Here is a 25,854-nt window from a genome sequence, read left to right as displayed (position 1 = left end):
CAGCCGCTCTTTTTTGATTTCCAGGCCGGTACAGATTGCCTTTGCGCGCAATTCGCTACGGTTCGTCGGTCACCTCAGAAATCCGCTGATGTCGATATTCTCGTCGTGACGCTTTTCCAGCGCCTGGAGTTCGTCCAACTGCTTATCAATCAAAGGTCGTCCGACCGGTTTACCTGGAAACGAAGTCCGTCTTCCGGTAGCCCTGGATGTAGAGCAGCGCGGTCAGATCGCCGTGGTTGATGCGCATCTGCGCCTCGGCGGCGACGGCCGGCTTGGCGTGGAGGGCGACGCCGGCGCCGGCGAGGTGCAGCATGCCGAGATCGTTGGCGCCGTCACCGACGGCGATCGCTTCTTCCGGCGAAATGCCGAGGCGGGCCGAAATCTCGTTCAGCGCATCGACCTTCGCCTGCTTGCCGAGGATCGGTTCGGCGACGAAGCCGGAGAGAATGCCGCCGTCTTCGAGCAGCGTGTTGGCGCGGTTCTCGTCGAAACCGAGGGTGGCGGCGATGCGGCTGGTGAAAACCGTGAAACCGCCGGAGACAAGCGCCGTGTAATGGCCTTTCGACTTCATGGTGGCGATCAGTTCCGGGCCGCCCGGGGTGAGCGTGATGCGCTTGGCGATCACCTCGTCGACGACGGATATCGGCAAGCCCTTCAGCAGGGCGACACGCTCACGCAGGGCAGGCTCGAAGGCGATCTCGCCGTTCATGGCGCGGGCGGTGATGGTGGCGACCTTCTCCTTCAGGCCGACTTCGGCGGCGAGCTCGTCGATGCATTCCTGGCCGATCATCGTCGAATCCATGTCGGCGATCAGCAGCTTCTTGCGGCGGGTCTCCTGCTCCTGGATGACGAGGTCGATCGGCGCGCTTGATATGACGGCAAGGATATTGGCCTCGGCCGTTTGCACGTCCGTGCCGTCACGCAGCGCGATATCGCAGGCGATGCCGTCGGCCAGCCAGTAGAGACCGGAAGCGTTCACGGCCTTGGCCGCCTGCTCGGCGATTTCGGGTGTCAGCACGGGATTTGACGGATTGGCAACAAGCGTGGCAACGAGGGCCATGATGGAAAACCTTCTGAGCACAGTGAATGCGATCCTGATAACCGGGCCGACCGCCAGCGGCAAGTCCGCGCTCGCCGTCGAATTGGCCAGGCGCCATGACGGCGCAGTCGTCAACGCCGACAGCATGCAGGTCTACGACACGCTGCGGGTGCTCACTGCGCGCCCGTCGGAGGAGGAGATGCAGGGCGTGCCGCATCATCTCTACGGCCACGTGCCCGCCGGTGCGGCCTATTCCACCGGCGCCTGGCTGCGGGATGTCTCGGCATTGCTGCCGGCGCTCAGGGCCGCCGGGCGGCTGCCGGTCTTCGTCGGCGGCACAGGGCTTTATTTCAAGGCGTTGACCGGTGGTCTCTCCGATATGCCCGCGATACCGGAGGCGCTGCGGGAGACCCTCAGGACGCGGCTGCTGGAGGAGGGCCTGGACGGGCTCTATGGCGAACTCGCCGCGGCCGATCCCGCCATGGCGGCAAGCCTCAACCGCCAGGACGGGCAGCGGATCGTCCGGGCGCTGGAGGTGGTGAAGGCGACGGGGCGGTCGATCGCCGATTTCCAGGGCCAGTCGGGACCGGTGATCATCGACGCCGATGAGGCCCGCAAGATCGTCGTGCTGCCGGATAGGGCGGTACTGCATCAGCGCATCAACGGGCGTTTCGAAAAGATGCTGCAGCAAGGTGCGGAAGATGAGGTAAGGGCGCTGCTTGCGCTCGATCTGCCGGCCGAGGCGCCTGTGATGAAGGCAATCGGCGTGTCGCAGATTACGGCGATGGTCCGGGGCGAGATGACGCGCGACGAGGTGCTGGAGAAGGGGGCTGCGGCGACGCGGCAATATGCCAAGCGGCAAATGACATGGTTTCGCAACCAGATGGACGATAGCTGGGAGCGGCTGACGGTTTAGGCTTCAGCTCGTTGCGGGCCTCCTGCTTGAAACATCTGCTGGCTCAGCAGTTTGACGAGTTCGCTAACCGCCGCCTGCAGCTGTTCCGGCAGAAATCCGCCGAAGCCCAGCATCAGGCCGGGGCGCGCCGGCCGCGTGGCATACATCGGGGAGATCGCCCGCACGGCGAGGCCGGCCGAGAGGGCGCGGGCTGCGAGTTGCACGTCGTCGACTTCGTCGGGCAGCCATAGAAGTATATGCATGCCCTGGTCGCTCTCCTGGACGCGGCAGCCCTCAGGCAAGGGCCGATCGAGCGCCGAGAGCAGAACAGCGCGGCGTTCGGCATAGAGGCCGCGGATGCGCCGGATATGCGCTTCGAAATAACCTTCCCGCATATAGGCCGCCAGAACGTGCTGTTCGGCGATCGGCGAATGCCGGTCGAGAATGGCACGGGCGCCGGCAAAGGCTTCTGCGAGCGGAGAAGGGGCGATGACGTAGCCGAGGCGCAGGGAAGGAAAGAGCACCTTGCTGAACGTGCCGAGATAGATGACGCGTGACGGACGCAATCCCTGCATCGAGGGAAATGGGTGTCCGGCATAACGCAGCTCACTGTCGTAGTCGTCCTCGACGATCCAGGCGCGATTTTGGTCAGCCCAGGCGATCAAGGCATTACGCCGCGCCATGCTGAGCGGCATCCCGATCGGATATTGGTGCGAAGGGGTGACGAATGCGGCGCGGGCCTGCGGACATAGCTCGAGGCCGCGTTCCACGTTCATTCCCTGTGCGTCGACCGGCAGGCGGTGCATTCGTACGCCGAGATCGTCGAGCACTGCCGTCAAGCCGGGATAGGCCGGGTCCTCAGCCCATACCGGATCGTCACGCGAGAGAAGGACCCGGCCCGCCATATAGAGGCCTTGCTGGGTGCCTGACGTGACGATGACCTGTTCCGGCTCGCAATGAACGGCCCGCGCGCGCCGGACGTGGTCGGCAATGGCAAGCCTGAGTTCGAGCAAGCCCATGGGGTCGTGATAACCCGAGGGTGCGGCCTGTCGCGACGCGCGGACGCGATTGCCGAGACGGCGCCAGTTGTCGTCGGGCGCAATACCGCAAGCCGGGACGGCGATGGCAAAGGGAACGGCCGGGTGCGGGGTGAGCGCACGGGCGATGGCGATCAGCCGGGCAGCCTGGGAAGGCAGATCGACAGTCTCCGCGCCTGGCGGCACTGGCGGTGCAGATGGGAGCGCTGGCGTGGCGTCGATCAGGTCAGCGGCAACATGGGTTCCGGCACCGACCCGCGCTTCGACATAACCTTCGGCGGTCAACTGATCGAACACCTCGACGACAGTGCCGCGTGCGATTTTCAGCGAAGTCGCAAGGCTACGCGTCGAAGGAAGGCGTTCTCCCGACCTCAGCTCACCGCGGGCGATTCCGTTCCGCAGGGCCTGCGCAAGCTGGCGACCGACATTAGCCGTTCGATCGATCGCGTTCAGCGATGGTATCTCGATGATGCTGCGCCGTTTGGACATCGCAAAATGGTCTATTGAAATTCTTCAAAATGGCGCTTCATGATGGACCAATTATTGAGGAAAAGGAAGCGAATTGGTGGCTTCGCGATGGCGCACTCTTCGTCTTCGGGTGTGCCGTGCGTGTGCGCAAACTTCTGGAAACAGGTAAATGCAGGATCTTCTCGTCGTCTACATCGCCTACGCAATCGCTGCAGGCAGTCCTGGACCAAGCAACATGGCCATCATGAACGTGGCGATGCGGCAGGGGCGTCGACCGGCGCTGGTTCTTGCCGCCGGGGTTATCACGATGTCGACATGCTGGGGGTTGGTCGCGGTCACCGGCATCTCGACACTCCTGGTCCGCTATGCTCATGCCCTGCTGCTTCTCAAAATCGGAGGTGGGCTGTACCTCCTCTGGCTCGCCTGGAGGGCGGCTCGCTCGGCAACCATGTCTGATATGCCGGCAAGCGAGGTCGTTCGACCCGCCGTGCAACTCGGCATGCTCTATCGTCGCGGCGTCCTGATGCATCTCGGCAATCCGAAGGCGGTTCTGGCCTGGGTCGCGATCATGTCGCTCGGCCTCAAGCCCGGCGCTTCGCTGGAGATGGCCGTCACAGCTTTCGGCGGCTGCGTGCTTCTCGGGATCTTGATATTTACCGGCTATGCCATGCTCTTCTCGACGGCACCGATGGTGCGCGGCTACACCCGTGCGCGGCGATGGATCGAGGGAAGTCTCGCCGTCTTTTTCGCGGGCGCCGGATCGCGCCTGCTGTTCTCACATTGACCAGATTTTCAGGATCGCATGATGTCTGTCGCCTCTCCGTTTCATGGTCTTTCGGCCTTTCCGCCAACTCCCGCCGATAGGGATGGCCGGGTCGACACCGAAGCTCTCTGCCGCCTGCTGGAACCCCTGTGCGATGCAGGCGTCGCTTCGATAGGCCTTCTTGGCAGCACTGGGATCTACGCCTTTCTCGCACGCGAGGAGCGACGGCGAGCCGTTGAGGCCGCGGTCGAGTGCGTTCGCGGTCGTGTTCCGATCGTCGTCGGTGTCGGTGCTCTGAGGACAGACCACGCCCGGACCCTGGCGAGGGATGCGGATGCGGCTGGTGCGGATGCGCTTCTGCTTGCGCCGGTGTCCTACACGCCGCTTACTCAGGAAGAGGCCTATCAGCATTTCCTTGCCGTCACGGATGCGGCGAAGCTGCCGCTTTGCATCTACAACAATCCCGGCACGACCCACTTCACCTTCAGCCGGGACCTTCTGCAGCGCCTGTCTGACATCGAGACGATCAGGGCAGTGAAGATGCCTCTGCCAGTTGACGGCGATTTCGCAGGCGAACTGGCGACATTGCGTGAGAAGACCAAGCTTGCGATCGGCTACAGCGGCGACTGGGGCGCTGCCGAAGCGCTGCTTTCAGGTGCCGACGCCTGGTACAGCGTCATCGGCGGCTTGCTTCCGCGCGTCGCAGTTGCCCTGACCAAGGCCGCGACTGCAGGCGAGGATGGGGAAGTGCGTCGGCTCGATGGTCTTCTCGAGCCGCTCTGGCAAACGTTCAAGGCGTTCGGAAGCCTTCGTGTGATCTATACGCTGATCGACCTTCTCTCACTCGCCAGGGCAGAGCTCCCACGCCCTCTCTTGCCGCTCGGACCGATGGACCGGCAAAGGGTGCTCGAGGCCGTCGAGCCTCTGATCGCACTGGAGAGCGAGTGGAAGGCTTATTCCTTGTTGTAAAGGCTGCTCAGCGGTTTTTTCAGAATGCTTTCGCGCAGCGACGTGCCGGGCTCCCGGCGGGAGATCGCTGGCTGATCCGCCGGTGGTGCCGGCCGGGGAAAGACTGGCTCATCGCGGCGCATCTCGCGGCGAAGCGCGTCCAGCCGGGGATCGATCGCGGGTGACGTGGCCGGGTCCAGCCGCGGCGTCTGCGGCAGCAGTTCGCGGCGGTAGGATTCGAGCGGCGCGGAGGCGGGCGGCGCGGCGGAAGAGGCGGGCGGCGTGTATGGCTTCGCGTCAAGATCCTCGTCGGCTGCGTCAGTCTCGTCGAAACCTGCCGCGGACGCGGCATAGCTCTGCTGGAAATTCGAAATGTCGGGTCCGACGGTCACCGCCCGCATGCGGGTGACGATCTTGCGCAGATCGACCGTATCCGGATCTTCCTCGCTGTTCTTGCTGTTGGCGCTGCTCGCCTTCGGCAGGAGCTTTTCGTCGACGCGAGAAAAGCGCATGCGCATCGGCACGCTGATCGCCTCGCCGAAGGCGATCGCCTCGCCGTTGCCGATCGAGGAGATGAAGCTGGTCGTCGAGATCGACGAGTTCGGAATGGCCGAGCGGATGATTTCCTGGTCTCGGTCGTTGGCGAGACGCATGGCAAAGAGCGTCGAACATTGCGACAGGATCGTCTGATCGAGCTCGCCCGGCCGCTGGGTGATGATGCCGAGCGAGACGCCGTATTTGCGGCCCTCCTTGGCGATGCGGGCGATCGCCTGGCGCGTCGGCACGAAGCCGAGGCTTGGATCGGAGGGGATATAGCGGTGAGCTTCCTCGCAGACGACGAGCATGTGGATGGCGCCGTCGCTCCACAGCGCCACCTCGAAGGCCATGCGGCAGAGTACGGAGGCGACAGAATTGACGACCTCGGAGGGGATGCCGGCAAGCTGGAAAGTGCAGATCGGCCGGTTCTCGCCGGGGATGCGGAAGATCTGCGCGATGGTTTCGGTGATCGTGTCGCTGATCGTGTTGTTGGAGAACATGAAGTGATAGCGCGGATCGTTGATCGCAGCGATGAGGCGCATCTTCAGCGACCGCAGGAAGGGCTTTTCCGAGCGGCCTTCCAGGCGGCCGATGCGCTCGTCGATCAGCGCCAGTAGATCGGCCATGCGGTAGGGAACCGGCGTGTCGGCGGTGATCGAACTCTTTTCCGTCGTGCGGCGCACCAGCGAGTTGTCGCTGCCGCGGAAGGCGCGCTTGGCCTCCGGCAGGATATCGCGCAACATGTCAAGCTCTTCGGGCACCGGCGGGCGGCCGCGAAACACGACCTCGGCAAATTCCTCCAGCCGCATCAGCCAGAAGGGCAGGTCGAGCGTATCGGTATCGATTGTGACGGCGTGCTCGGGAAAGGCGGCGGCGAATTCATTATGCGGATCGAGGATCAGGACGCGCAGCTTCGGATCCGCCGCGATTGCCTTGTGCAGGAGCAGCGACACGGCCGTCGACTTGCCGACGCCGGTGGAGCCGACGACGGCGAAATGCTTGGAGAGCATCGTGGGGATATGGATCGCCGCATCGATGCTTTCGTCCTGCGTCAGCTTGCCAATGACGGCGGTTGTACCTTCGCCGGCATCGTAGATGCGCATCAGGTCGGCGGATCGGATGCGGTGGGCGATGGCGCCGAGATAGGGATAACGCGAGATGCCGGTCGAGAATTCCTCGCGCCCGTCCTCGTCGACACGGACTTCGCCAAGCAGCTCGGTCTCGATCTTGAAAATATTGTCTTCGCCTTCGCCCCAGGCATGGCTGCCGGTGTTCATCTGATAGACGAGCGCGACGACGCGGTTGCGGCCGACGCTGATCGAAATCAACCGCCCCACGGACCAGAGTTCGGTCAGGTCGGTGCCGCCCTGTTCGGCAACGGCGGCAATCGTCGCCCGCGAACCGCTGCATGCGACGACGCGGCCGAGAAAGCGATTTCCCGGCGCATGGCCATCGCGGCGATCATGCTCGCCTGCCTTGCCAGGCGTGCGCAAGTCGTTGTTGAGCAAAGGGCTACTCCCTGCGGTAGCGTAGAAGAATAAAGTCGATCCTTTAACAAATCCTTCATCCTATCGATTTTCGGGGATGCAGGCGTGGGGCAGTTTTTTATTGCGGCATGCGTTGACGCTGCGAAATTTTCTGTCTATCACTTCCGACCATGAAAATCGCAACGGCTCTTATCGTGGTGGGAAAGCGCATGGGCAGGATGGTGTAACCATCCGGCGATAGCCACCCATGCGCTAGATGACAGGCTCCTCAGGGGCCTTTTTTTATGCCCGAAATTCGGGCTTCCGGCCACAAACGCAATCCCAGCATCAAACGGAACAGACAGATGAGCACGGACAATCAGGCGGCAGGCAATCGGATGACGGGAGCGGAGATCGTTCTCAAGGCGCTGAAGGACAACGGTGTCGAACATATTTTCGGCTATCCGGGCGGCGCGGTCCTGCCGATCTACGACGAGATCTTCCAGCAGGAGGATGTCAAGCACATCCTCGTCCGCCACGAGCAGGGGGCAGGCCATGCGGCCGAAGGTTACGCCCGCTCCACCGGCAAGGTCGGCGTCATGCTGGTGACCTCGGGTCCGGGCGCTACCAATGCGGTCACGCCGCTGCAGGACGCGCTGATGGATTCGATCCCGCTCGTCTGCCTGACCGGACAGGTTCCGACCCCACTGATCGGCTCCGACGCCTTCCAGGAATGCGATACGGTCGGCATCACCCGGCCCTGCACCAAGCACAACTGGCTGGTCAAGGATGTCAACCAGCTTGCCGCCGTCATTCACGAGGCCTTCCGCATCGCCCAGTCCGGCCGTCCGGGCCCCGTCGTCGTCGATATTCCGAAAGACGTGCAGTTTGCGACCGGCACCTACACACCGCCCGCCGATTACGCGATCCAGAAGAGCTACCAGCCGAAGATCCAGGGCGACCTCAACCAGATCCATGCCGCGATCGAACTGATGGCGAATGCGCGCCGTCCGATCATCTATTCCGGCGGAGGCGTCATCAATTCCGGCCCCGAGGCTTCCAAGCTGCTGCGCGAGCTGGTCGAGCTCACCGATTTCCCGATCACTTCGACGCTGATGGGCCTCGGCGCCTATCCTGCTTCAGGCAAGAACTGGCTGAAGATGCTCGGCATGCACGGCTCCTACGAGGCCAACATGGCGATGCACGACTGCGATGTCATGGTCTGCATCGGCGCCCGCTTCGACGACCGCATCACCGGCCGTCTCAATGCCTTTTCGCCGAATTCGAAGAAGATCCATATCGATATCGATCCGTCCTCGATCAACAAGAACGTCCGTGTTGATATCGGCATCCGCGGCGATGTCGGCCATGTCCTCGAAGACATGGTCCGCCTGTGGCGGGCGCTGCCGAAGAAGCCGGAGAAGGGTCGCCTGGAAGACTGGTGGACCGATATCGCCCGCTGGCGCGCGCGCAATTCCTTCGCCTATACGAAGAGCAGCGACGTCATCATGCCGCAATATGCGCTGGAGCGGCTCTTTGCGCATACCAAGGATCGCGACACCTACATCACCACCGAAGTCGGCCAGCACCAGATGTGGGCGGCGCAGTTCTTCGGTTTCGAGCAGCCGAACCGCTGGATGACCTCGGGCGGTCTCGGCACGATGGGTTACGGCCTGCCGGCAGCGCTCGGCGTGCAGATCGCCCACCCCGACAGCCTCGTCATCGACATTGCCGGCGACGCCTCGATCCAGATGTGCATCCAGGAAATGTCGGCGGCGATCCAGCACGATGCGCCGATCAAGATCTTCATCATGAACAACCAGTATATGGGCATGGTGCGCCAGTGGCAGCAGCTGCTTCACGGCAACCGCCTGTCGAATTCCTATACCGAGGCGATGCCCGACTTCGTCAAGCTGGCGGAAGCCTATGGCGCCGTCGGCCTGCGCTGCGAAAAGCCGGATGCGCTCGACGACACCATTCTGGAGATGATCGAGGTCAGAAAGCCTGTCATCTTCGATTGCCGCGTCGCCAATCTCGCCAATTGCTTCCCGATGATCCCCTCGGGCAAGGCCCATAACGAAATGCTGCTGCCGGACGAAGCCACCGACGAAGCGGTCGCCAATGCGATCGATGCCAAGGGTCGCGCGCTCGTCTGACATTTTTAATTTGCGCATAATCCTTTCCGAAAATCGTTTCCGATTTTCGGGGTTATGCGGCAGGGAAGAGGAAACTCAGGACCATGAACGCTCACCTACAGCCCACGGGCTCCGCTTACTTCATCTCGCCGGAAACGGCGGCCGTCGAAAGCCACACGCTTTCGGTTCTCGTCGACAACGAGCCGGGGGTTCTTGCCCGGGTCATCGGCCTATTTTCCGGCCGCGGCTACAATATCGAGAGCCTGACGGTCTCCGAGACCGAGCATCAGGCGCATCTTTCCCGCATCACCGTCGTCACACGCGGCACGCCGCAGGTGCTGGAACAGATCAAGGCGCAGCTCGAGCGCATCGTGCCGGTGCATCGCGTCGTCGACCTGACGGTGCGTGCCCGCGAGCTCGGCCAGGACCGGCCGATCGAGCGCGAGGTGGCGCTGGTCAAGGTGATCGGCGAGGGCGAGATGCGTGCCGAGACGCTGCGCCTTGCCGATGCCTTCCATGCCAAGGTAGTGGATGCGACGGTCGGTCACTTCATTCTGGAGATCACCGGCAAATCGTCGAAGATCGATCAATTCGTGGCGATCATGAAGCCGCTTGGCCTCATCGAGGTGTGCCGTACCGGGATTGCGGCGATGAACCGCGGCGTGCAGGGCATGTAAAGATACAGCCCGGGCATGTAAGATCACAGCCCGGGCATGTAAGATTACAGCCCGGGCATCTAAGCCCGATGCTGATAATTGGGAAAGCCGCTGAAGGTCAGAGCATCTCCAGCGGTTTTTTCTTTGTGGGCGGCGGAAAGGCGGCGTCGAGGGCATCCCAGTCGTCGTCGGTGATATCAAGCGAGACGCAGTCGCGGTTCTCCGCCGCGCGTTCGGCATTCGAGGTCTTCGGGATGACGATGACGCCGTCGCGTTCCAGCAGGAAGGCGAGCGCCAGTTGGGCAGGTGTTGCCTGATAGGCCTTGGCGATGTGGATCAGCTCGGGATGGTGCAGGATATTTCCCTGTTCGATCGGCGAATAGGCCATGACGGGAATGCCGCGGCTCTGGCACCAGGGCAGCAAATCGAATTCGATGCCGCGGCGGGAGAGATTGTAGAGCACCTGGTTGGCGGCGACATTGGCGCCATCGGGCACTCTAAGCAATTCCTCCATATCGTCGGTGTCGAAGTTGGAGACGCCCCAGGCGCCGATCTTGCCCGATGCCTTCAACGTTTCGAAGGCCGCGACAGTCTCAGTGAGCGGATAGTTGCCGCGCCAGTGCAGCAGATAGAGATCGATACGATCGGTGCCGAGCCGTTCGAGACTGCGCTCGCAGGCTTCGATCGTGCCTTTCAGGCTGGCATTCCAGGGATAGACTTTGCTGACGATGAAGACTTCGTCGCGCCGCCCCCTGATCGCCTGGCCGACGATCTCTTCAGCGCCACCGTCGCCGTACATTTCGGCGGTGTCGATCAGCGTCATGCCGAGATCGATGCCGGCCTTGAGGCTTTCGATTTCGGCCTTGGCATGGCCGGCATCCTCGCCCATGGCCCAGGTGCCCTGGCCGAGCGCCGGCACCTCAGTGCCGTTCGGAAATGTGATCGATGGAATCGGGTCGTTCTGCATGGGTTTCTTCCTACAGCGCCGCGCGTCCTTGAGACGGACGCTGTAGCACTTTGAATGGCTGCATGATTTTATCCTTAAATCGATGGCGATTTAGGGAATTATGCAGTCGGCAAGAGATTGGGCCGGGTCTCCATCTTTCAAGTAATCCTGTCACCATGACAATGATGCAATGGTATCGGCGGTTTAGGACAGTTATCCTGACCTAAATAAACGGGCCGCGGAAAAGCTGGCTTCGGGAGGTCGCATGCCGCTGGATACATTTCTCGCCCTCGTTCTGTTCGCCTTCACGACCTCGATCACGCCGGGGCCGAATAATATGATGCTCTTCGCATCGGGCGTGAATTTCGGCTTCCGCAGGACGATCCCGCATATGTTCGGCATCGGCGTCGGTTTCTTCTCACTGCTCATCGGCGTCGGCCTTGGGCTCGGCGCGCTGCTGCACACGGTGCCTATGGTCTATACGGCGCTGAAATTTGCGGGCGGTGCCTATCTCGTCTGGATCGCCTGGAAGATCGCCTCGTCGCGCTCACTCAGCGAAGGCAGGAGCGGCGTCGAGCCGATGTCCTTCTTCGCGGCGGCCGCCTTCCAGTGGGTCAACCCGAAAGCCTGGGTGATGGCGGTCACCGCGATGGCGACCTATACCAATCCGCAACTCTACCTCGTGAGCGTGCTGATCGTCGGTCTCGCCTTCGCGGCGGTCAATGTGCCCAGCGTTTCGACATGGGCAGGCTTCGGCTCGGCGCTGAGGGAGTGGCTTTCCGATCCGGTGCGGCTGAAATGGTTCAATATCAGCATGGCGACACTCTTGGTGCTAAGCCTCTGGCCGATGCTAAAATAGAGCGATCGACGGCTTCGTTAGCATCAGCCAGAGAATGCCGATGACGGCTGAGAAGGCCGGAAAGCCGCAGGCGAACCAGATGCGGTAGAGGCTGAAATAGGCCGGCGGCAGGGCTTTTCCCGCCGCCGCTGCGGCCCGGGCGAGATCGCGCAGCCGGATCTGGATCCAGACGACCGGCAGCCAGAACAGGCCGGTCACGACATAAAGCAGCAGCGACAGCGCAATCCATCCCTCCGACAGGTCCCAGCCGATCGACCGGGCCAACAGATAGCCGGTTGCCGGCTGGAGAAGGGCTGCGGTGGCGGTGAAGATCGTGTCAGCGATGACAACCGTGCTGGCGACATGGGCGATCAACCGGGGATCGCGCGTCCGGTGTGCCATCACCATGAAGAAGGCGATGCCGGCGCCGGTGCCGAAGAGCACCGTCGCGCCGATGACATGGGCAAGCAGCAGCCATTGCTCAAGCATCAGCGTTCATCCAGGTTGGCAAGTGCGGTGAGTGTCAGCAGGATCGACGGCAGCACCTTGACGAGGGGACCGAGCGGATCGAGCCAGAGTGCAGGTTCGAGCAGGCTGGCGCCGGCAAGATAGGTGAACGACACGGCCAGCATGCCGAGAAGGGCACGTTGCGCCAGCGGGCGAAGGAGGACGGCAGCACCGGGAGCGATGTCGATCAGGCAGGTTGCAAGCGTCAGCGCTGTTGCCGCGGCCTCAGGCATGAACGGCAGGAAGTGCGCGGACGTCTTCTCCAGCGCCAGCAGCGGGATCAAACCTGAGAGCAGCCAGAAAACGGACAGGCCAGATATGACGAGCGGCTTCAGAAGATACAGCCTGGCAAACCAGAGATCCTGTACGCCGGACGGATTGGCCGCGAGCGTTGCTCGGGCCGAGAGAGTCGGCAGGCCTGACGGTGTCGCGCGATCTATGCTGATACCTTCGGACATAACGGTTATGGCGGTGGAGCGCAGCGGCGAGCGCCAGCCGAGATGACCGGCCATATCCGCAAGCCATGTGACCGGCCTTGCAAGAATGGACGGAAGGGAAATGACTGGTGCATCCGGCAGGCCGAGCCAGGCGCGGTGGAGTTTGACGAGGCTCGCGAGCGAGTGCCGTTCCTCGGCCGCCAGTTCGATATCGCTGCCGGAGGGCAGCGTACCGGAGATTGCGGCTGAGACTCCGGCGGCGACATCTTCGACGGCGACGGTTTCGACCGGGCTGTCGGCGTGGACGAACGGCAGGACGAGGGGGAAGGCAGCGAGGGAACGCAGCAGCGCCGTACCGCCATGGGCGTTTCGGCCAAGCACTAGCGCCGGGCGCAGGATCACGTAGGGAATGCCGCTTGCGGCAAGCGCCAGATCGGCGGCGCGCTTGGTCGCCAGAAAGGGCCGGTCACGACCGGCGCCGTCGGTGCGCGCCGATATCTGTATGATCAACTTCAAGCCGGCCATGCGCGCTGCTCCCTGCAGCGCGATCATCGCCCGTTCCTGCGTGGCGGCAAGGTCGTCAGACAGGCCGTCTTGCAAGGCGCCAGCGCTGTTGACGACAATCTGTTGGCCTTCAAGCACCGTCGCCCAGTCGGCCGCGTCGGTCATCTTATCCAGATTTGCGCTGATCCAGCGGATGCCGGGCTGGCGGAAGCGCGCCCGGCCGGGATTGCGGCCAAGCCCGGTGATGACATGGCCGTCCTCTAGCAATCTTGCGGCGACCGCTGAACCGATAAAGCCTGTAGCACCGAGAATGAGGATATTCATAAGGAGGAGGTTATCGAAAAATCGGAGACGGTGTCTTTGAGGTCAGGAGTTGTCGTCATGCGCGGCAAGGACAATAACCCGTCTTGACCCTGATGCCTCAAGGAATTTTACGCGGATCGATTTTTGCCATGGGAACTGCGCATTCGGTCACGACCTGCGCTGCCAGTAGCGGGTCTATCCTTTGCTCGTCGATCGCGAAAGCAAGCTCGATTGCCATGCCGATCGCCAGCGGCCGCCGCCGGACCGGGACATGGTTCATGTCCAGAATCTGCCGGACGATCGGCCAGAGGCGCCTGACATAGCTGATGGGCAGGGCGCCGGGCTGATCGTCATCCGCCAGCCGTGGCCTGCCGAACTGCTGATCGCCGATGGTGGCCGCGACATGGCGAAACGTACTGAGGACCGTCTCTTGCGGCAGGACCGCGCCCTGGTTTCTAGCGGCGCCATAGGTCAGCGCCAGCAGAGAATCATGGCCTTCCAGCAGAGAATCATGGCCTTCCAGCAGAAAAGCATTCGGCAGATTGCCGGCGTAGTAGCGAGATCCATCCCTTGTTTCCACGATGACTAGATCGGCGCCGTCGCGGCACTGTCCTGCTTCAGCAACATCGAGGGCGGCAATAACACAGGAAAATCCACCGATCGCTCCGAGCGCCGCCAGCAGATCGATCATCCGAAAACGGCCGTCTTCGGCGATTTCCTGATGAATCCGGTGGAGGAGGGCGCGGGCCACGAGCCTCGGGCCTTGCAAGGGATTGCCGGCTTCGCTCCGGCGCGGATCGTCCCGCACAGCGCTTTGCGCACGGGTCTTCATTTCCTCTGCGTGAGGCGAGGAGGCGGAGGCGGGCGGAGTGGTTCTTCGGCCGAATGTCGGAGTTTTCATGGCATGCAATCTGAAGATGAAGCCATTAACGTTTGGTTATATCGGCGGCGCGAAGGACGGCTTGCTTAACCAATCCCTATTCGTCTGGCCGCATCTTTACGAGAAACGCACTTGGCGGCCATCCGGCCAGCACCTAAGATCGAGCCGCCTATTCGGGAGGGAGTTATGCGGTACAGCGACGATCATGCGGGTCATGACCACGACGACCATCACCACGACAATCACTACTCCGACATGCAAGCCCGCGTGAAGGCGCTGGAAACGCTGCTGACGGAGAAGGGGCTGATCGATCCGGCGGCGATCGATGCGATCGTCGAGACCTACGAGACGAAGGTGGGACCGAGAAACGGCGCCCATGTCGTCGCCAGAGCCTGGAGCGATGCCGATTTCGCCGACTGGCTGAAGCGCGATGCGACGGCGGCGATATCAAGCCTCGGTTACACCGGCCGGCAGGGCGAGCACATGCGCGCCGTCTTCAACACGGCCGAGACCCATAACCTCGTCGTCTGCACGCTCTGCTCCTGTTATCCGTGGTCGGTGCTCGGCCTGCCGCCGGTCTGGTACAAGGCGCCGGCCTATCGCTCACGCGCCGTCATCGATCCACGCGGCGTGCTGGCCGAATTCGGGCTGACGCTGCCAGAGGACAAGAAGGTCCGCGTCTGGGATTCGACGGCGGAGCTGCGTTATCTCGTCATTCCCGAGCGGCCCGAAGGGACAGAGGGAATGGACGAGCAGACGCTCGCCGACCTCGTCAGCCGCGATGCGATGATCGGCACGGCCGTTGCCCGCAAGCCGGAGAGCGCCACATGAACGGACCGCACGATCTCGGCGGGCAGATGGGCTTCGGTCCTGTCGCGCCGGAAAAGGACGAGCCCTATTTCCATGCCGAATGGGAAAAGCGGGCGCTCGGAATTACCCTTTCCTGCGGCGCTTTCGGCGCATGGACGATCGATGAAAGCCGGCATGCGCGCGAGAATATTCCGCCGGCCGATTACCTCGCCGCCAGCTACTACGAGATCTGGATCCGCGGCATCGACAAGCTGCTCGAACGGCACGGCTTTGCGACGCATGAGGAGCTGCTTTCTGGGCGGAAGCTGCAAGACGGCGCGGTGCCGAAGCGGGTGCTGAAGGCGGACATGGTGCCCGCCGTGCTGGCCAAGGGTGGGCCTTGCGATCGTCCCGTCGAGGCAGCGCCGCTCTTCGTGGTCGGTGAGACGGTGAGGACGAAGAATTTCAATCCGGCGACGCATACGCGCCTGCCGCGTTATGCCAGGGCCAGGACCGGTGTGGTCGAGGCGGTGCAGGGTTCGTTCGTCTTTCCCGACGACAACGCGCATGGCAAGGGCGAGAGCCCGCAATGGCTCTATACGGTCGTTTTCGACGGCGCGGAGATCTGGGGCGAGGATGCCGATCGGACGCTGACCGTGTCGATCGATGCCTGGGAGAGCTATCTTGAGCCTGCATGAAATGTCGCCGCTGACTCAATCGCCCAGCCTGCCGAGGTCATCGGAGGGCGAGCCGGTCTTTCCCGAGCCATGGGCCGCCGAAGCCTTTGCCATGACCGTGCACCTGCATGCAAAGGGCCTGTTCAGCTGGAGCGAATGGGCTGAAACGCTTTCCGCGCAATTGCACAAGCCTGGCCGGGCTGAAGATGGCAGCGACTATTTTGACTGCTGGGTGGCGGCACTCTCCGACCTCATCGTCGACAACGGCATCGCCGATGTGGAAACGATCCTGGCACTGCAACAGAGTTGGCAGCGGGCGGCGGAAGCGACACCGCACGGACGGCCGATCGAGCTCGGCAACGATCCCTCGCGCGGATCCTCATGACGGGAATTGCTTGTAGCACTCCTCGGCTACCTCCCGCAGTGTCTCGCGGGAGATTTCGCCGGTGACGGCGTAGCCGAGTTCGCCGTCGATCCAGTAGAAGGTCTCGAGATTGTCGGATGAGGCGAAGCGGAAACTCGTCGTGCGATTTTCCGTGTTGCGGCCGACCAGGACGGTCAGTCGCTCGCCGGCCTGGTTTTCATACATGAACATGGCGCCCGGCCTGCCATCGACCGGCAGCAAGCGGCCGCCGACCAGCTTGAAGCCGAGCGACTGCAGGTTCGGGATCTTGAGATTCTCTATCGCCAGGCGTTTGCCGAGCCAGGTGGTCAGATGGGCCTCCTCGTTGGCGAAGACTTCGACGGGGTGGCGAACCTCGGCGGCATAGACCATGAAGGCGGTCTCAGCCTGTTTGGGGAGGGTTTCGGAGCCGGCAAGCTGCAGCTCCGGTTTTTCCAGAAGGGCCGGACCATAATGGCCGCTGACGGCGCCGAGCGCGAAGACGAGGAGGGCGGCTGCGGCGATCGCCGCACGTTTCCGCCCGGAAGAGATGCCGCGCGGCGGCGAAACCAGGAGAGCGTCGGTTTCCTTTGTTTTTTCATAGCCTGCAAACAGCGATCGGATGCCTGTATTCTGCGCCTGCCATTCGGCGACCATCGCCGCCTCGTCGGGATTGTCTGCCAGGAAGGCATCGATGCGGGCGCGTGCCGTTTCCGGCAGTTGGCCGTCGGCATAGGCGTGAAGGTCGGCTTCGGTTACGCTCGGGTTGGTGTCGTTCATTTCGGTCTCCGAAGCGTAATGATATTGTCGGCTTTCAGCCGCTCGGCGACACGCTGGCGGGCGCGTGACAGGCGGGACATGACGGTGCCGATGGGGATATCGAGCGCGGCTGCGACCTCGCTGTAGGTGTATCCCTCAATAACGACAAGCATCAGCACGGCGCGGTATTCCTCCGAAAGGCTGTTCAGCGCATCGTCCAGCCGCGCGCGCTCCTGCGGATCGGCCGGCACTTCAGGCGCGGCCAGGTCAACTGCGGCGTCGAGTTCGACGAGGCTGTCGCGCGCCTTGCCGCGCCGGCCGTTGCGATAGAGATTGGTCATGATGGTCAGGACCCAGCCGCGCAGGTTGAGGCCACGCCACTGGCTGCGGCGCGTGAGAACCTTCTCGACGCAATCCTGGAGCAGATCCTCGCCATCGGCATCCGAGCGCGTCAGGCTGCGCGAATAGCGCCTGAGCGAGGGCAGGAGGGCCAGGATCTGGCCCTCGAAAGTTTCGGGTGCGGGTGTTTTCACGCCGGCAACTCGCTTGTGATCGGGATCTTGGCGATCAAGGCTTGGCGAGATCCCAGTTGCCGCCGACGCCATCGCCGGTGATGTCGCCCATCTTCTTGTCCTTGACCCAGAAATAGAGCGGCATGCCGTCCTTGGCCCATTGCTTCATGCCATCCTTGCGCTCGATGATCGAATATGCACCATCGGCCTTGGCATCGCCAGCAGCCATCAGCGGAGGCCAGTTCTTGGCGCAATCGCCGTTGCAATTGGAAACGCCCTTCACGTCCTTCTTGAAGGTGTAGAGCGTCATGCCGTTTTCGCCGGCAAGCACCTTGCCCTTTTCGGATTCGACTGTTTTGACAGGAGGGGCGGCGAAAGCAGCGGTCGCGGCAAAGGCGGCAGCCGCCACGACGGACAGGAATTTCACGGATTTCATGGTGTCTCTCCTCAGATTGGGCACGCAGTCTTGCGATACCTGACATGAGACACGAGGCGAGGCGGTTTTATTCCATGGGTGGGAAAAGTTTTTAAGACGAGTGAGGCGGATGGAAGCCCGCCGCACCTGATGCCATGCCGCAGATCAATGTGGCCGGTGTTGCCGCTATTCTCCCGTGGTGGACACTGCCGCCATGTCGACCCAGACCGCCTCGAACATATGGCCATCGGGATCCTCGAAGGCGCGGTTGTAGAGCCAGCCCATGTCGGTTGGGGCGCGCGGATCGGCCTTGCCGCCGGCGGTTGCTGCCGCTTCGACGATGGCGTCCACCGTTTCGCGGCTGTCCTGTGCCAGGGCTAACAGGACCTCGCTGGTCTTCTGCGCTTCGGCAACCGGCTTCGGCGTGAAGGTCGCGAAAAAATCGCGCGTCAGCAAGTGGAAGATGATGGCGTCGGACCACACCATGTTCGACGCCTGATGGTCGCTGAACTGTTCGTTCTTCGTGCATCCGATCGCTTCGTAGAAGCGGGTCGCAGCAGCAATGTCTTTCACCGGCAGGTTCACAAAGATCATCTTGGGCATTGCAGTTTCCTCCTCTTCGGTTGTTTTCCAGGGGACAGTCTCGCCTCACAAGAACTCTTGCACGATCGTGTCACTGGCATGAATGCAGACGATTTCGAGCCGTCCCATGCCGACATTCTCGAAACGATGCGGAACGTTGGCGGCCACGACGACGATATCGCCCGGAAAGGCGCGGGTCGTGGTCTCACCCACGGTGAATTCGGCCTCGCCTTTCCTGACCGCCCAGGTCTCTGAATAGGGGTGGACATGCAGGCCCGGCCCCTGACCCGGTTCATTGTCAACAATGAAGAGCGAGATCTCGCCGCCGTAGTCGCGGCCCTCGAAGCGGACCGTCCGGCTCTGATCGGGTTGTGGCTCCTGGTGGCGAACTATCCTGAACATCACGTGCCTCCCGCTCGTGCCGTTTGCGAATGCAAAGTATCTTCGTGAGAAGATATATTCTTAAAAGTATCTTCCTGTCAAGATATCTTCCTTGACTCGAATGGAAGGTGTATGTCTCGGCTGTGGTGGCATATGAGGCAGAGAATGATGAATGGGACTGAAGGGGACCGCGACCGTCCCAGGGACGGTGACCGCTCCGGGGATGACCATGTCGACCGGCTGCGCCGGCAATGGGCGGTGGAACTGCCCGACCTCGATACGGAGCCGATGGCGATCCTGGGGCGGGCCTTCCGGCTGTCGAACCTGGTGCGCCCCAGCATCGAGGCGACATTTGCCGATTTTGGCCTCGACCGCGGCGAATTCGACGTGATCGCAACGCTTCGCCGTTCCGGAGCGCCTTACCGGCTGACCCCGACGGAGATGTATTCGGCGCTGATGATCTCCTCGGGAGGCCTGACCCACAGGCTTGACCGGCTGGAGAAGGCGGGACTGATCCGCCGGGAGAAATCACCACGCGATGGGCGCAGCGTGCTGGTGGCATTGAGCGAGGCGGGTGCGGCACTCGCCGAAAAGGCCTTCCGCACCGACATGGCGAGCGAAGCTTCGTTTCTGCAGGCTCTTGACGGAAACGAGCGCGAGGCGCTCGCAGCGCTGCTGCGCAAGCTGATCGCCGGAATTGAAAGTGAGCAGGCGCGGGGGGAGGACGAGAACGCGGGCTGAGGGGAGATCGGAGTCCGCATCGCCGTTCAGCTCGTTTACATCGAGTCGGTTTTCGGATATGATATATCCTTAATTCCACCGGCAGAGCCAGCCATCACACGAGTTGCTGAATGATCCTGAAAAGCCAGGTCGAGTGGGCGCTTCACTGCTGCGCCATTCTCGCGGGCCTGCCAAAGGGCAGGTATCTTTCCACCAAGGCGCTAGCGGAGCTTCATGGTCTGCCGAAGGAATATCTCTCCAAAGCACTGCAGAGCCTTTCGCAGGCATCGCTTGTCGAGACCACGCTCGGCCCGAGTGGCGGTTACAGGCTTGCCAAGCCCCCCTCGGACATCAATTTTCTCGAGATCGTGGAGGCGGTCGAAGGGAAGGCCCGCAGCTTCACCTGTACGAACATCCGGGCGAACAATCCCTGCCGACCGGAAGGATATTGCGACAGCAAGCCATGCGCGGTCGCGCGCATCATGTGGGAGGCCGACGAGGCCTGGCGGGATACGCTAAGGCGCGTCCGGCTTTCCGATCTGGTCGGCACCTTGTCCGAGGAAGTGCCGGCCGACATTTGGCGGAGCACGTTCGAATGGGTGCTCAAGCGCGCCGGCTGAGCGGGGGGGTGCCGATCTCTACGCCTTGAAGATGGTCCTGATGGTCTTCAGGATGGCATGTGCACTGCGGGCATGTTCCGGGGGCAAAGAGGTGCCGTTGCGGAAACGCTCGGCGCGGCTGGCGAGGTGGTCGGCGATTTCTTCCGCCAGCGCGGGGCGTTCGCTTAGCAGCGGCGCGAAGGCCTCTTGATCGATCTCATACGCGGTCACGGGGGTCAGAGCCTCCAGGGTGCAGACTTCCCGCAGGCCGGCGAGTAGTCCGGTCTCTCCAAAAAAATCGCCCGGCGCGAGCCGTCCGCGTTCCTCATCTCCGTGCCGCGCCGCGACGATACCTGCCCGCACCATCATCAGCGACGGGAGCATCTCGCCCTCCCGCACGATGACATCGCCCTTGCGGAATTCCCGCACAGCCGTGGTCTCGGCGAGTTTCTGCTTTTCATTTGATGTCAGCGTCGCAAAGATTGGAATGGCCTCGATCAGTTCGAGCGGCGTCACACGGGGCGGCCGTGCGCTTTCTTCGGTCGGCAGATCGCCCGTCAGGATTGAGGCCGCCGCCGGAACAGCCAAAAGCAGGCCGGCTGATTTGCAGTGACGATAGACGAGATCGAGTACCTCGTTTCGTGCCGTCACCCGTTGGCTCGGGCTCGTCACCCGGAACTGCAACTCGAGCTCCAGCGCCGTGGCATCCAGCCCCTTCAGTGCCACGACCGGCGGCGGCTCGCGCACGATCGAATTGCAGCTCGCAAGCGCCGTTGCCATGACGTTCCGGACCGATGCCGGCATCCGCGTCGGGGCGATGCGGATGGTGAGGACCAGGAGATGGGTCTCGTCAGGCCGGCTTACATTCGTCAGGCCGAGCTTTGCCAGAAAACTGTTCGGCAGAACGACGACATTGTTTGCGCTGGTCAGAATGTGTGTCGCGCGCCAGTTGCTTTCGACGACGCGCCCCTCCGTGCCGTCGCTGAGAAGGATCCAGTCGCCGATGATGTATGGGCGGCCGAGTGTCAGCGCGATGCCGGAGAAGACGTCGGCCAGCGTATTCTGGAGCGCCAAACCGAGAATGATGGCGACCACGCCCGAGGTCGCGACGAGGGTGCCGATCGGCACACCGAAGACGAAGGCCATAACCGATAGGGCCATGCCGATATAGACGACCCCGATGACGAGATCCTGGAGCAGTCGGGCTTCTCGCGGACTACCCTCCAGTACCAGATACAGCCTGATGAAACCGATGACGGCCCATGCCAGATGGATCCACCAGAGCGATTTCGCGACGATGACGAGCAGGGCCTGCGGGTCCTCGGACTCATATCCTTGAAACCGGTGGGGTTCGATGCCGCTGATGACGAGGATCAACGTCATCACCGCAAAGAAGAGGATTTGCACCACCAGTCGCGTCGTCGGCCGTTGGCGGGAGAGAAGATGCCAAACGATGATCCCGGCGAATCCAACTGTAATGAGGGATATCAGAGGCTTGCCGAAGAGCACGTCGTCAATCATCACTCTGTCTCCGGGATAGGGCGGGCCGCACATGATTCAGCATCTCGGCCGCCCGCGCAAGCTCGGGGCTTGCGCGGGCGGTATAGGCGGATCATCACTTCTTGAGCGGATAGGTCAGCTCTTTCTGCTTGGTATCGACGACGAAGACGGCGAGCAGGCGGGCGGGCTTCGTCTCGCTACCGTTGGCGCTGACACCATGGCGGTCACCCGGCATTTCGGAGAAGCTCTCTCCGGCATGATAGACCTTGACGGGGCCGTCATTGACCTGGTTGCGGATCGCTCCTTCGAGCACGGTGGCGTAGATGAAGGCCGTATCGGGATGGGTGTGGCCGTCGGAGAAGCCGCCTGGGCCGTACTCGACCAGCACGCCCTTGATGCTCTTGCCCGGTACGTTCGGAAGTTCGTGTTCATAGACGAGCGTCACCTTGGCAGCTTTGCTGCTCTCATCGGCGCTGGCGCCCGTGGCAGCCAGAAGGGCGAGCGCAGCGGCGAGGAATGATGTTCGGATCATCGGAATCTCCATGGTTGCAGGGTTTGGGCAGGACGCGCCCGAGTGGCCGCGTCCTCAGGGCAAGTCGCATCACTTCGGCTGGGCGGACTTGGCGAACCACTGCTCGAAGGTGATCGAGCCGAGCCGCGGGTTATTGTCCGAAACAAGCGACTGGTCGTTGAGTCTCGCGCCGAAATATTTCGCCTCGGCATCGGCCTCGACGGTGCGCGGATCTTTCATGGCCTTCAAATACCGGGCGACGAGTTCGCTGAGGCGCGCCCGTTCCGGACCTGATATCTCGATCGTCGCATTAGCGGGCGGTGCGAGAGCCACATCCGCCATGACATCGGCGACGTCGTCGGAAACGATCGGCTGCACATAGGCCGGCGACAGGCGGACCGTCTGGCCGACCGTCCCCGATTGGGCGATGCCGCCGAGGAATTCCATGAATTGAGTCGAGTGAACGATGGTGTAGGGAACGCCGGATTGCTTGATCAGCTTTTCCTGGGCGAGCTTGCCGCGAAAATAGCCGCTTTCCTGCAGACGCTCGGTGCCGACCACCGAAAGGGCGATATGATGCTTCACGCCGGCCACTTTTTCGGCAGCGAGAAGATTGCGGCCCGAGGTCTCGAAGAATTCGAGCACGGCCTTGTCCTCGAAGGACGGAGAATTGGCGAGGTCGAGCACGACTTCGGCGCCCGAGAGCGCCTCCGCCAATCCTTCTCCGGTGATCGTGTTGACGCCGGAGTTCGGCGAGGCGGCGATCACTTCGTGGCCGTACTTGCGCAGGCGTTCGACAGTCTTCGAACCGATGAGGCCGGTTCCGCCGATGACAACGATTTTCATAACAGATCTCCGTTTACTGCCGCGGTGCGGCAGCGTCAAAGGTGAATCTTCTCAATGAATTGCGCGGTTTAGTTCAGGCCGGCCTTGTCGAGGCCATAAGCCTTGTCGGCCGCGCCGGGTACGGTCTTGAAGCCGACATTGACGCGGTTCCAGGCATTGATCGCCATGACGACGAAAGTCAGGTCCGAGATTTCCTTCTCGGAAAGCTGGCCGCGAACCCGTTCGTAAATCTCATCGGGAATGCCGCCTTCCGGCAACTTCGTCAGAGCTTCCGTCCAGGCAAGCGCTGCGCGCTCGCGGGGGATGAACAGGGTCGATTCCCGCCAGATGGCGACGTGATAAAGCCGGAGTTCGGTTTCGCCGAGGATCTTGGCCTGCTTCACATGCATGTCGAGGCAAAAGCCGCATCCATTGATCTGCGAAGCGCGGATCTCGACGAGGGCCTGCAGCTTCTCGTCGATCACGCTGCTCTTCAGCGCCATGCTGAATTCCATGAATTTCTTGAAAAGCTCGGGGGACTGCTGGGCGTAGTTCAGTCGCTGGGTCATGTAACTTCTCCTCTAATTAAGGATATCAAATATCCTTATGGATAAAAGATATCCTTAATTGCTAGACTGTAAAGCCATTCTCGCTTAGTCTGGCTGCATAAGGCCTATGCGCAAAAGTATGAGGGGGCGGGGATGGATATCGTATCGGCATTGCGGACGTTTCGGCGCGTCGTGGAGACGGGTTCGTTCTCGGCGGCGGCGCACGATCTCGACGTGACGCAGCCGGCGGTCTCGCGACAGGTCGCCGCCCTCGAAGGCCATTTCAACACCCGCCTCCTGCATCGCACGACGAGCGGCCTATCGCTGACGGCAGAGGGGGAGCGGATGCTGCCGATGGCGCTGCGGATTCTCGAAGCGGTTGAGGAGCTTGGCGATGCGGCCGGATCGGACGGAGCCATGGCCTCGGGAAAGGTCAGGCTCAGCGTTCCAGCACCACTCGGCCTCTGTCTCAGCGAGCGGCTCGGCGATCTTCTCGCCGCCCATCCAAAGCTCTCCGTCGAACTCATTTTCAGGGAGCAGGGCTCGGATATGATCGAGGAGCGCCTGGATCTCGAAGTGCGCTTGGGCCAGGTTGCCGACAGCAGCCTCGTCTGCCGGCGGATCGGCTGGACGACCGCCTTCCTCGTTGCATCTCCCGCTTATCTCGCGCGCAGGGCGGCTCCCCGCGCACCGAAGGAGATCAAGGACCATGAATGCCTGTGCTACAACAGGGCAGGTGAGGCCAATACCTGGTCCTTCTCGAACGGTTCGGAAGACATATCGGTCCGGATCTCACCGCGGCTGACCGCCTGCAATGCCGTCGCCATTCACCGGGCAGCCCTTGCTGGAGCGGGTCTTGCGGTGCTTTCGCACATCATCGCCATGCCCGATATCGCCGCCGGCCGGCTGGTCCCGGTGATGAAGGATTTCCAGCCGAGCCGGCTGCCGGTTACCGTCGTCTATCCCTCGCGGCGCAACATGCCGCTGCGCGTCAAGACGGTTCTGGATTTTCTCATCGACGCTATTGGGCAGGACCCGTCGATGTGCGCGAGCGGCGCGGACCCGCAGTGGAACTGATGATCGACTGGCCGGGCGATTTGCCGTTTTCCGCCTTGCCTAAATCCCGCGAATCCTGCCAAGTCCTGCGATCATGCAATTTGCGCCGCAACAAGACGAAGCCCTGAAGGCTGTTTCGAAATGGCTGAAGGAAGGGCGCTCGCCACTCTTTCGCCTGTTCGGCTATGCCGGGACAGGGAAGACGACGCTTGCCAAGCATTTCGCCGAAAATGTCGATGGCGACGTGTTGTTTGCCGCCTTCACCGGCAAGGCGGCGCAGGTGCTGCGCTCGCGCGGCGCCTCCAACGCCCGGACGATCCATTCGCTGATCTACCGGCCGCGCGGTGAGGAGGCGGTGGAAGACGAGGAAACAGGCAAGACGTCGATTGCGCCGATGTTTTCGATCAACCGGCAAAGCCCGGTCGCGAAAGCGGCGCTGATCATCGTCGACGAATGCTCGATGGTCGACGAAGCACTCGGCAAGGATCTGATGAGCTTCGGCACGCCGATCCTGGTGCTCGGTGATCCAGGCCAGCTGCCGCCGGTGACAGGTGGCGGCTACTTCACCAATCAGGAGCCGGACTACCTGCTCACCGATATCCACCGCCAGGCGCGCGACAATCCGATCATCAAGCTCGCCATGCAGGTGCGCGAAGGCAATGAGGTGATGTACGGCGACTACGGCACGGCCAAGGTGATCTCGAAGAACGAGGTGACGCAGCAACTGGTCCTCGACGCCGATCAGGTGCTCGTCGGCACCAATAGGACGCGTCGGCGCTACAATCAGCGCCTGCGCGAGCTGAAAGGCTTCAATGCCGATTATCCCCAGACCGGCGACAAGCTAGTCTGCCTGCGGAACGATCCGGCCAAGGGCCTGCTCAACGGTTCGCTCTGGCAGGTGATGACCTCATCCAAGGAAACGACGAAGCCCGGCATCAATCTGCTCGTCCGCCCCGAAGACGATGACATGGACCGGGGAGCTGCCAAGATCAAGCTGCTGAAACAGGCGTTCGAGGATGTCGAAGGTGAGATCCCCTGGAACACCCGCAAGCGCTATGACGAGTTCGACTACGGCTATGCGCTTACCGTTCACAAGGCGCAGGGTTCGCAATGGAATGATGTCGTGCTCTTCGACGAGAGCTGGGCGTTTCGCGATACCCGGGAACGCTGGCTTTACACTGCGATCACGCGCGCGGCGGAGACGCTGACGATCGTCCGCTGACCCGATCACATCCGGGA

General features: G+C 62.2%; 29 protein-coding genes. 13 read left to right on the top strand and 16 right to left on the bottom strand.

Going from position 1 to position 25,854, the window contains the following annotated elements:
• Positions 1-169: 169 nt before the first annotated feature.
• Positions 170-1,060, bottom strand: a complete 891-nt coding sequence (gene serB, locus J3P73_RS16605) for a phosphoserine phosphatase SerB (RefSeq protein WP_018482826.1) — start codon at positions 1,058-1,060, stop codon at positions 170-172.
• On the opposite strand from serB, the gene miaA reads away from it, so the two are divergent.
• Positions 1,059-1,955 (top strand): tRNA (adenosine(37)-N6)-dimethylallyltransferase MiaA, encoded by an 897-nt coding sequence (gene miaA / locus J3P73_RS16600; RefSeq protein WP_130661931.1) that lies wholly within the window; start codon positions 1,059-1,061, stop codon positions 1,953-1,955. The genes serB and miaA overlap by 2 nt on opposite strands.
• Here the strand turns inward: miaA and pdxR are convergent.
• The gene (pdxR, locus tag J3P73_RS16595; protein WP_130697148.1) at positions 1,952-3,460 is read right to left on the bottom strand and encodes a MocR-like pyridoxine biosynthesis transcription factor PdxR; all 1,509 of its coding nucleotides are present in this window, start codon (positions 3,458-3,460) and stop codon (positions 1,952-1,954) included. The two genes, miaA and pdxR, sit on opposite strands and share 4 nt — an antisense overlap.
• 148 nt (positions 3,461-3,608) lie before the next feature.
• Here pdxR and J3P73_RS16590 point away from each other — a divergent pair, with 148 nt between their 5' ends.
• Both J3P73_RS16590 and J3P73_RS16585 read left to right on the top strand, forming a co-directional pair.
• Entirely contained in the window at positions 3,609-4,223 is a 615-nt protein-coding gene (locus tag J3P73_RS16590; RefSeq protein WP_018074196.1) for a LysE family translocator, read from the top strand.
• A 21-nt stretch (positions 4,224-4,244) separates the two neighbouring features.
• Positions 4,245-5,171 (top strand): dihydrodipicolinate synthase family protein, encoded by a 927-nt coding sequence (locus J3P73_RS16585; protein WP_130687143.1) that lies wholly within the window; start codon positions 4,245-4,247, stop codon positions 5,169-5,171.
• Here J3P73_RS16585 and J3P73_RS16580 read toward each other — a convergent pair.
• Positions 5,156-7,195, bottom strand: coding sequence for an ATP-binding protein (locus J3P73_RS16580; RefSeq protein WP_130692201.1), 2,040 nt, complete (start codon positions 7,193-7,195; stop codon positions 5,156-5,158). The two genes, J3P73_RS16585 and J3P73_RS16580, sit on opposite strands and share 16 nt — an antisense overlap.
• A gap of 323 nt (positions 7,196-7,518) precedes the next feature.
• Between J3P73_RS16580 and J3P73_RS16575 the strand changes: the two genes are divergently transcribed.
• The gene (locus J3P73_RS16575; protein WP_018074198.1) at positions 7,519-9,309 is read left to right on the top strand and encodes an acetolactate synthase 3 large subunit; all 1,791 of its coding nucleotides are present in this window, start codon (positions 7,519-7,521) and stop codon (positions 9,307-9,309) included.
• A gap of 83 nt (positions 9,310-9,392) precedes the next feature.
• The gene (gene ilvN, locus J3P73_RS16570) at positions 9,393-9,965 is read left to right on the top strand and encodes an acetolactate synthase small subunit (protein WP_003560902.1); all 573 of its coding nucleotides are present in this window, start codon (positions 9,393-9,395) and stop codon (positions 9,963-9,965) included.
• A gap of 97 nt (positions 9,966-10,062) precedes the next feature.
• On the opposite strand, the gene J3P73_RS16565 is transcribed toward ilvN, so the two are convergent.
• The gene (locus J3P73_RS16565; RefSeq protein ID WP_018074199.1) at positions 10,063-10,911 is read right to left on the bottom strand and encodes an aldo/keto reductase; all 849 of its coding nucleotides are present in this window, start codon (positions 10,909-10,911) and stop codon (positions 10,063-10,065) included.
• A 244-nt stretch (positions 10,912-11,155) separates the two neighbouring features.
• Between J3P73_RS16565 and J3P73_RS16560 the strand changes: the two genes are divergently transcribed.
• Positions 11,156-11,749: a LysE family translocator gene (locus tag J3P73_RS16560; protein WP_018074200.1), complete on the top strand. Its 594-nt coding sequence runs from the start codon at positions 11,156-11,158 to the stop codon at positions 11,747-11,749.
• Here the strand turns inward: J3P73_RS16560 and J3P73_RS16555 are convergent.
• From J3P73_RS16555 to J3P73_RS16545, 3 genes are all read right to left on the bottom strand, one after another.
• Positions 11,741-12,217 carry a DUF2269 family protein gene (locus tag J3P73_RS16555; protein ID WP_024320821.1) on the bottom strand — a complete coding sequence of 159 codons (477 nt, stop codon included), beginning with the start codon at positions 12,215-12,217 and terminating at the stop codon, positions 11,741-11,743. The genes J3P73_RS16560 and J3P73_RS16555 overlap by 9 nt on opposite strands.
• A complete protein-coding gene (locus J3P73_RS16550) occupies positions 12,217-13,500 on the bottom strand; it encodes an SDR family oxidoreductase (RefSeq protein ID WP_207579663.1) in 1,284 nt (427 codons plus the stop codon). Before J3P73_RS16550 ends, J3P73_RS16555 begins: the two co-directional genes overlap by 1 nt.
• A gap of 97 nt (positions 13,501-13,597) precedes the next feature.
• Positions 13,598-14,311, bottom strand: coding sequence for a hypothetical protein (locus J3P73_RS16545; protein WP_130692197.1), 714 nt, complete (start codon positions 14,309-14,311; stop codon positions 13,598-13,600).
• 234 nt (positions 14,312-14,545) lie between these two features.
• On the opposite strand from J3P73_RS16545, the gene nthA reads away from it, so the two are divergent.
• The 3 genes from nthA to J3P73_RS16530 are packed head-to-tail and all read left to right on the top strand — an operon-like array spanning position 14,546 to position 16,210.
• Positions 14,546-15,190, top strand: coding sequence for a nitrile hydratase subunit alpha (gene nthA, locus J3P73_RS16540; RefSeq protein WP_018074204.1), 645 nt, complete (start codon positions 14,546-14,548; stop codon positions 15,188-15,190).
• A complete protein-coding gene (gene nthB / locus J3P73_RS16535; protein ID WP_003541276.1) occupies positions 15,187-15,846 on the top strand; it encodes a nitrile hydratase subunit beta in 660 nt (219 codons plus the stop codon). The genes nthA and nthB overlap by 4 nt, the downstream gene beginning before the upstream one ends.
• Positions 15,833-16,210 (top strand): nitrile hydratase accessory protein, encoded by a 378-nt coding sequence (locus J3P73_RS16530; RefSeq protein WP_018074205.1) that lies wholly within the window; start codon positions 15,833-15,835, stop codon positions 16,208-16,210. Before nthB ends, J3P73_RS16530 begins: the two co-directional genes overlap by 14 nt.
• On the opposite strand, the gene J3P73_RS16525 is transcribed toward J3P73_RS16530, so the two are convergent.
• The 5 genes from J3P73_RS16525 to J3P73_RS16505 form a co-directional block, all read right to left on the bottom strand.
• Positions 16,205-16,987: an anti-sigma factor family protein gene (locus J3P73_RS16525; protein ID WP_024320825.1), complete on the bottom strand. Its 783-nt coding sequence runs from the start codon at positions 16,985-16,987 to the stop codon at positions 16,205-16,207. The genes J3P73_RS16530 and J3P73_RS16525 overlap by 6 nt on opposite strands.
• The gene (locus tag J3P73_RS16520) at positions 16,984-17,499 is read right to left on the bottom strand and encodes an RNA polymerase sigma factor (protein ID WP_020397660.1); all 516 of its coding nucleotides are present in this window, start codon (positions 17,497-17,499) and stop codon (positions 16,984-16,986) included. The genes J3P73_RS16525 and J3P73_RS16520 overlap by 4 nt, the downstream gene beginning before the upstream one ends.
• 34 nt (positions 17,500-17,533) lie before the next feature.
• Positions 17,534-17,914, bottom strand: coding sequence for a COG4315 family predicted lipoprotein (locus J3P73_RS16515; RefSeq protein WP_018482841.1), 381 nt, complete (start codon positions 17,912-17,914; stop codon positions 17,534-17,536).
• A 165-nt stretch (positions 17,915-18,079) separates the two neighbouring features.
• A complete protein-coding gene (locus tag J3P73_RS16510; RefSeq protein ID WP_003560880.1) occupies positions 18,080-18,496 on the bottom strand; it encodes a VOC family protein in 417 nt (138 codons plus the stop codon).
• Between the two features lie 45 nt (positions 18,497-18,541).
• Entirely contained in the window at positions 18,542-18,877 is a 336-nt protein-coding gene (locus J3P73_RS16505; RefSeq protein ID WP_029767744.1) for a cupin domain-containing protein, read from the bottom strand.
• Positions 18,878-19,021: 144 nt separating this feature from the next.
• Here J3P73_RS16505 and J3P73_RS16500 point away from each other — a divergent pair, with 144 nt between their 5' ends.
• Both J3P73_RS16500 and J3P73_RS16495 read left to right on the top strand, forming a co-directional pair.
• Entirely contained in the window at positions 19,022-19,597 is a 576-nt protein-coding gene (locus tag J3P73_RS16500) for a MarR family winged helix-turn-helix transcriptional regulator (protein ID WP_032989016.1), read from the top strand.
• A 110-nt stretch (positions 19,598-19,707) separates the two neighbouring features.
• Positions 19,708-20,196 (top strand): RrF2 family transcriptional regulator, encoded by a 489-nt coding sequence (locus tag J3P73_RS16495; protein ID WP_018074210.1) that lies wholly within the window; start codon positions 19,708-19,710, stop codon positions 20,194-20,196.
• 18 nt (positions 20,197-20,214) lie between these two features.
• Here the strand turns inward: J3P73_RS16495 and J3P73_RS16490 are convergent, their stop codons facing one another.
• From J3P73_RS16490 to J3P73_RS16475, 4 genes are all read right to left on the bottom strand, one after another.
• Positions 20,215-21,696, bottom strand: a complete 1,482-nt coding sequence (locus J3P73_RS16490; RefSeq protein WP_024320826.1) for a mechanosensitive ion channel family protein — start codon at positions 21,694-21,696, stop codon at positions 20,215-20,217.
• A gap of 94 nt (positions 21,697-21,790) precedes the next feature.
• On the bottom strand, positions 21,791-22,207 hold the full coding sequence (locus J3P73_RS16485; RefSeq protein WP_130692195.1) for a cupin domain-containing protein: 417 nt from the start codon (positions 22,205-22,207) through the stop codon (positions 21,791-21,793).
• 69 nt (positions 22,208-22,276) lie between these two features.
• Positions 22,277-23,032, bottom strand: coding sequence for an SDR family oxidoreductase (locus tag J3P73_RS16480; RefSeq protein ID WP_018074213.1), 756 nt, complete (start codon positions 23,030-23,032; stop codon positions 22,277-22,279).
• A gap of 68 nt (positions 23,033-23,100) precedes the next feature.
• Positions 23,101-23,580, bottom strand: a complete 480-nt coding sequence (locus J3P73_RS16475) for a carboxymuconolactone decarboxylase family protein (RefSeq protein ID WP_018074214.1) — start codon at positions 23,578-23,580, stop codon at positions 23,101-23,103.
• A gap of 132 nt (positions 23,581-23,712) precedes the next feature.
• On the opposite strand from J3P73_RS16475, the gene J3P73_RS16470 reads away from it, so the two are divergent.
• Together J3P73_RS16470 and J3P73_RS16465 are read left to right on the top strand one after the other, a co-directional pair.
• Positions 23,713-24,636, top strand: a complete 924-nt coding sequence (locus J3P73_RS16470; protein ID WP_024320827.1) for a LysR family transcriptional regulator — start codon at positions 23,713-23,715, stop codon at positions 24,634-24,636.
• A 73-nt stretch (positions 24,637-24,709) separates the two neighbouring features.
• Positions 24,710-25,837, top strand: a complete 1,128-nt coding sequence (locus tag J3P73_RS16465; protein ID WP_018074216.1) for an ATP-dependent DNA helicase — start codon at positions 24,710-24,712, stop codon at positions 25,835-25,837.
• The last annotated feature ends 17 nt before the right edge of the window (positions 25,838-25,854 follow it).

Source organism: Rhizobium ruizarguesonis (assembly GCF_017357285.1).
Classification (GTDB): domain Bacteria; phylum Pseudomonadota; class Alphaproteobacteria; order Rhizobiales; family Rhizobiaceae; genus Rhizobium; species Rhizobium ruizarguesonis.
This window is presented reverse-complemented; position numbering and strand designations above follow the sequence as displayed.

Bases quoted from the DNA above. Each gene is read 5' to 3' on its own strand.
- miaA (WP_130661931.1), top strand. From the start codon at position 1,059: ATGATGGAAAACCTTCTGAGCACAGTGAATGCGATCCTGATAACCGGG.
- serB (WP_018482826.1), bottom strand. From the start codon at position 1,060: ATGGCCCTCGTTGCCACGCTTGTTGCCAATCCGTCAAATCCCGTGCTG.
- pdxR (WP_130697148.1), bottom strand. From the start codon at position 3,460: ATGTCCAAACGGCGCAGCATCATCGAGATACCATCGCTGAACGCGATC.
- J3P73_RS16590 (WP_018074196.1), top strand. From the start codon at position 3,609: ATGCAGGATCTTCTCGTCGTCTACATCGCCTACGCAATCGCTGCAGGC.
- J3P73_RS16585 (WP_130687143.1), top strand. From the start codon at position 4,245: ATGTCTGTCGCCTCTCCGTTTCATGGTCTTTCGGCCTTTCCGCCAACT.
- J3P73_RS16575 (WP_018074198.1), top strand. From the start codon at position 7,519: ATGAGCACGGACAATCAGGCGGCAGGCAATCGGATGACGGGAGCGGAG.
- ilvN (WP_003560902.1), top strand. From the start codon at position 9,393: ATGAACGCTCACCTACAGCCCACGGGCTCCGCTTACTTCATCTCGCCG.
- J3P73_RS16565 (WP_018074199.1), bottom strand. From the start codon at position 10,911: ATGCAGAACGACCCGATTCCATCGATCACATTTCCGAACGGCACTGAG.
- J3P73_RS16560 (WP_018074200.1), top strand. From the start codon at position 11,156: ATGCCGCTGGATACATTTCTCGCCCTCGTTCTGTTCGCCTTCACGACC.
- J3P73_RS16555 (WP_024320821.1), bottom strand. From the start codon at position 12,217: ATGCTTGAGCAATGGCTGCTGCTTGCCCATGTCATCGGCGCGACGGTG.
- J3P73_RS16550 (WP_207579663.1), bottom strand. From the start codon at position 13,500: ATGAATATCCTCATTCTCGGTGCTACAGGCTTTATCGGTTCAGCGGTC.
- J3P73_RS16545 (WP_130692197.1), bottom strand. From the start codon at position 14,311: ATGAAGACCCGTGCGCAAAGCGCTGTGCGGGACGATCCGCGCCGGAGC.
- nthA (WP_018074204.1), top strand. From the start codon at position 14,546: ATGCGGTACAGCGACGATCATGCGGGTCATGACCACGACGACCATCAC.
- nthB (WP_003541276.1), top strand. From the start codon at position 15,187: ATGAACGGACCGCACGATCTCGGCGGGCAGATGGGCTTCGGTCCTGTC.
- J3P73_RS16525 (WP_024320825.1), bottom strand. From the start codon at position 16,987: ATGAACGACACCAACCCGAGCGTAACCGAAGCCGACCTTCACGCCTAT.
- J3P73_RS16515 (WP_018482841.1), bottom strand. From the start codon at position 17,914: ATGAAATCCGTGAAATTCCTGTCCGTCGTGGCGGCTGCCGCCTTTGCC.
- J3P73_RS16510 (WP_003560880.1), bottom strand. From the start codon at position 18,496: ATGCCCAAGATGATCTTTGTGAACCTGCCGGTGAAAGACATTGCTGCT.
- J3P73_RS16505 (WP_029767744.1), bottom strand. From the start codon at position 18,877: ATGTTCAGGATAGTTCGCCACCAGGAGCCACAACCCGATCAGAGCCGG.
- J3P73_RS16500 (WP_032989016.1), top strand. From the start codon at position 19,022: ATGATGAATGGGACTGAAGGGGACCGCGACCGTCCCAGGGACGGTGAC.
- J3P73_RS16495 (WP_018074210.1), top strand. From the start codon at position 19,708: ATGATCCTGAAAAGCCAGGTCGAGTGGGCGCTTCACTGCTGCGCCATT.
- J3P73_RS16490 (WP_024320826.1), bottom strand. From the start codon at position 21,696: ATGATTGACGACGTGCTCTTCGGCAAGCCTCTGATATCCCTCATTACA.
- J3P73_RS16485 (WP_130692195.1), bottom strand. From the start codon at position 22,207: ATGATCCGAACATCATTCCTCGCCGCTGCGCTCGCCCTTCTGGCTGCC.
- J3P73_RS16480 (WP_018074213.1), bottom strand. From the start codon at position 23,032: ATGAAAATCGTTGTCATCGGCGGAACCGGCCTCATCGGTTCGAAGACT.
- J3P73_RS16475 (WP_018074214.1), bottom strand. From the start codon at position 23,580: ATGACCCAGCGACTGAACTACGCCCAGCAGTCCCCCGAGCTTTTCAAG.
- J3P73_RS16470 (WP_024320827.1), top strand. From the start codon at position 23,713: ATGGATATCGTATCGGCATTGCGGACGTTTCGGCGCGTCGTGGAGACG.
- J3P73_RS16465 (WP_018074216.1), top strand. From the start codon at position 24,710: ATGCAATTTGCGCCGCAACAAGACGAAGCCCTGAAGGCTGTTTCGAAA.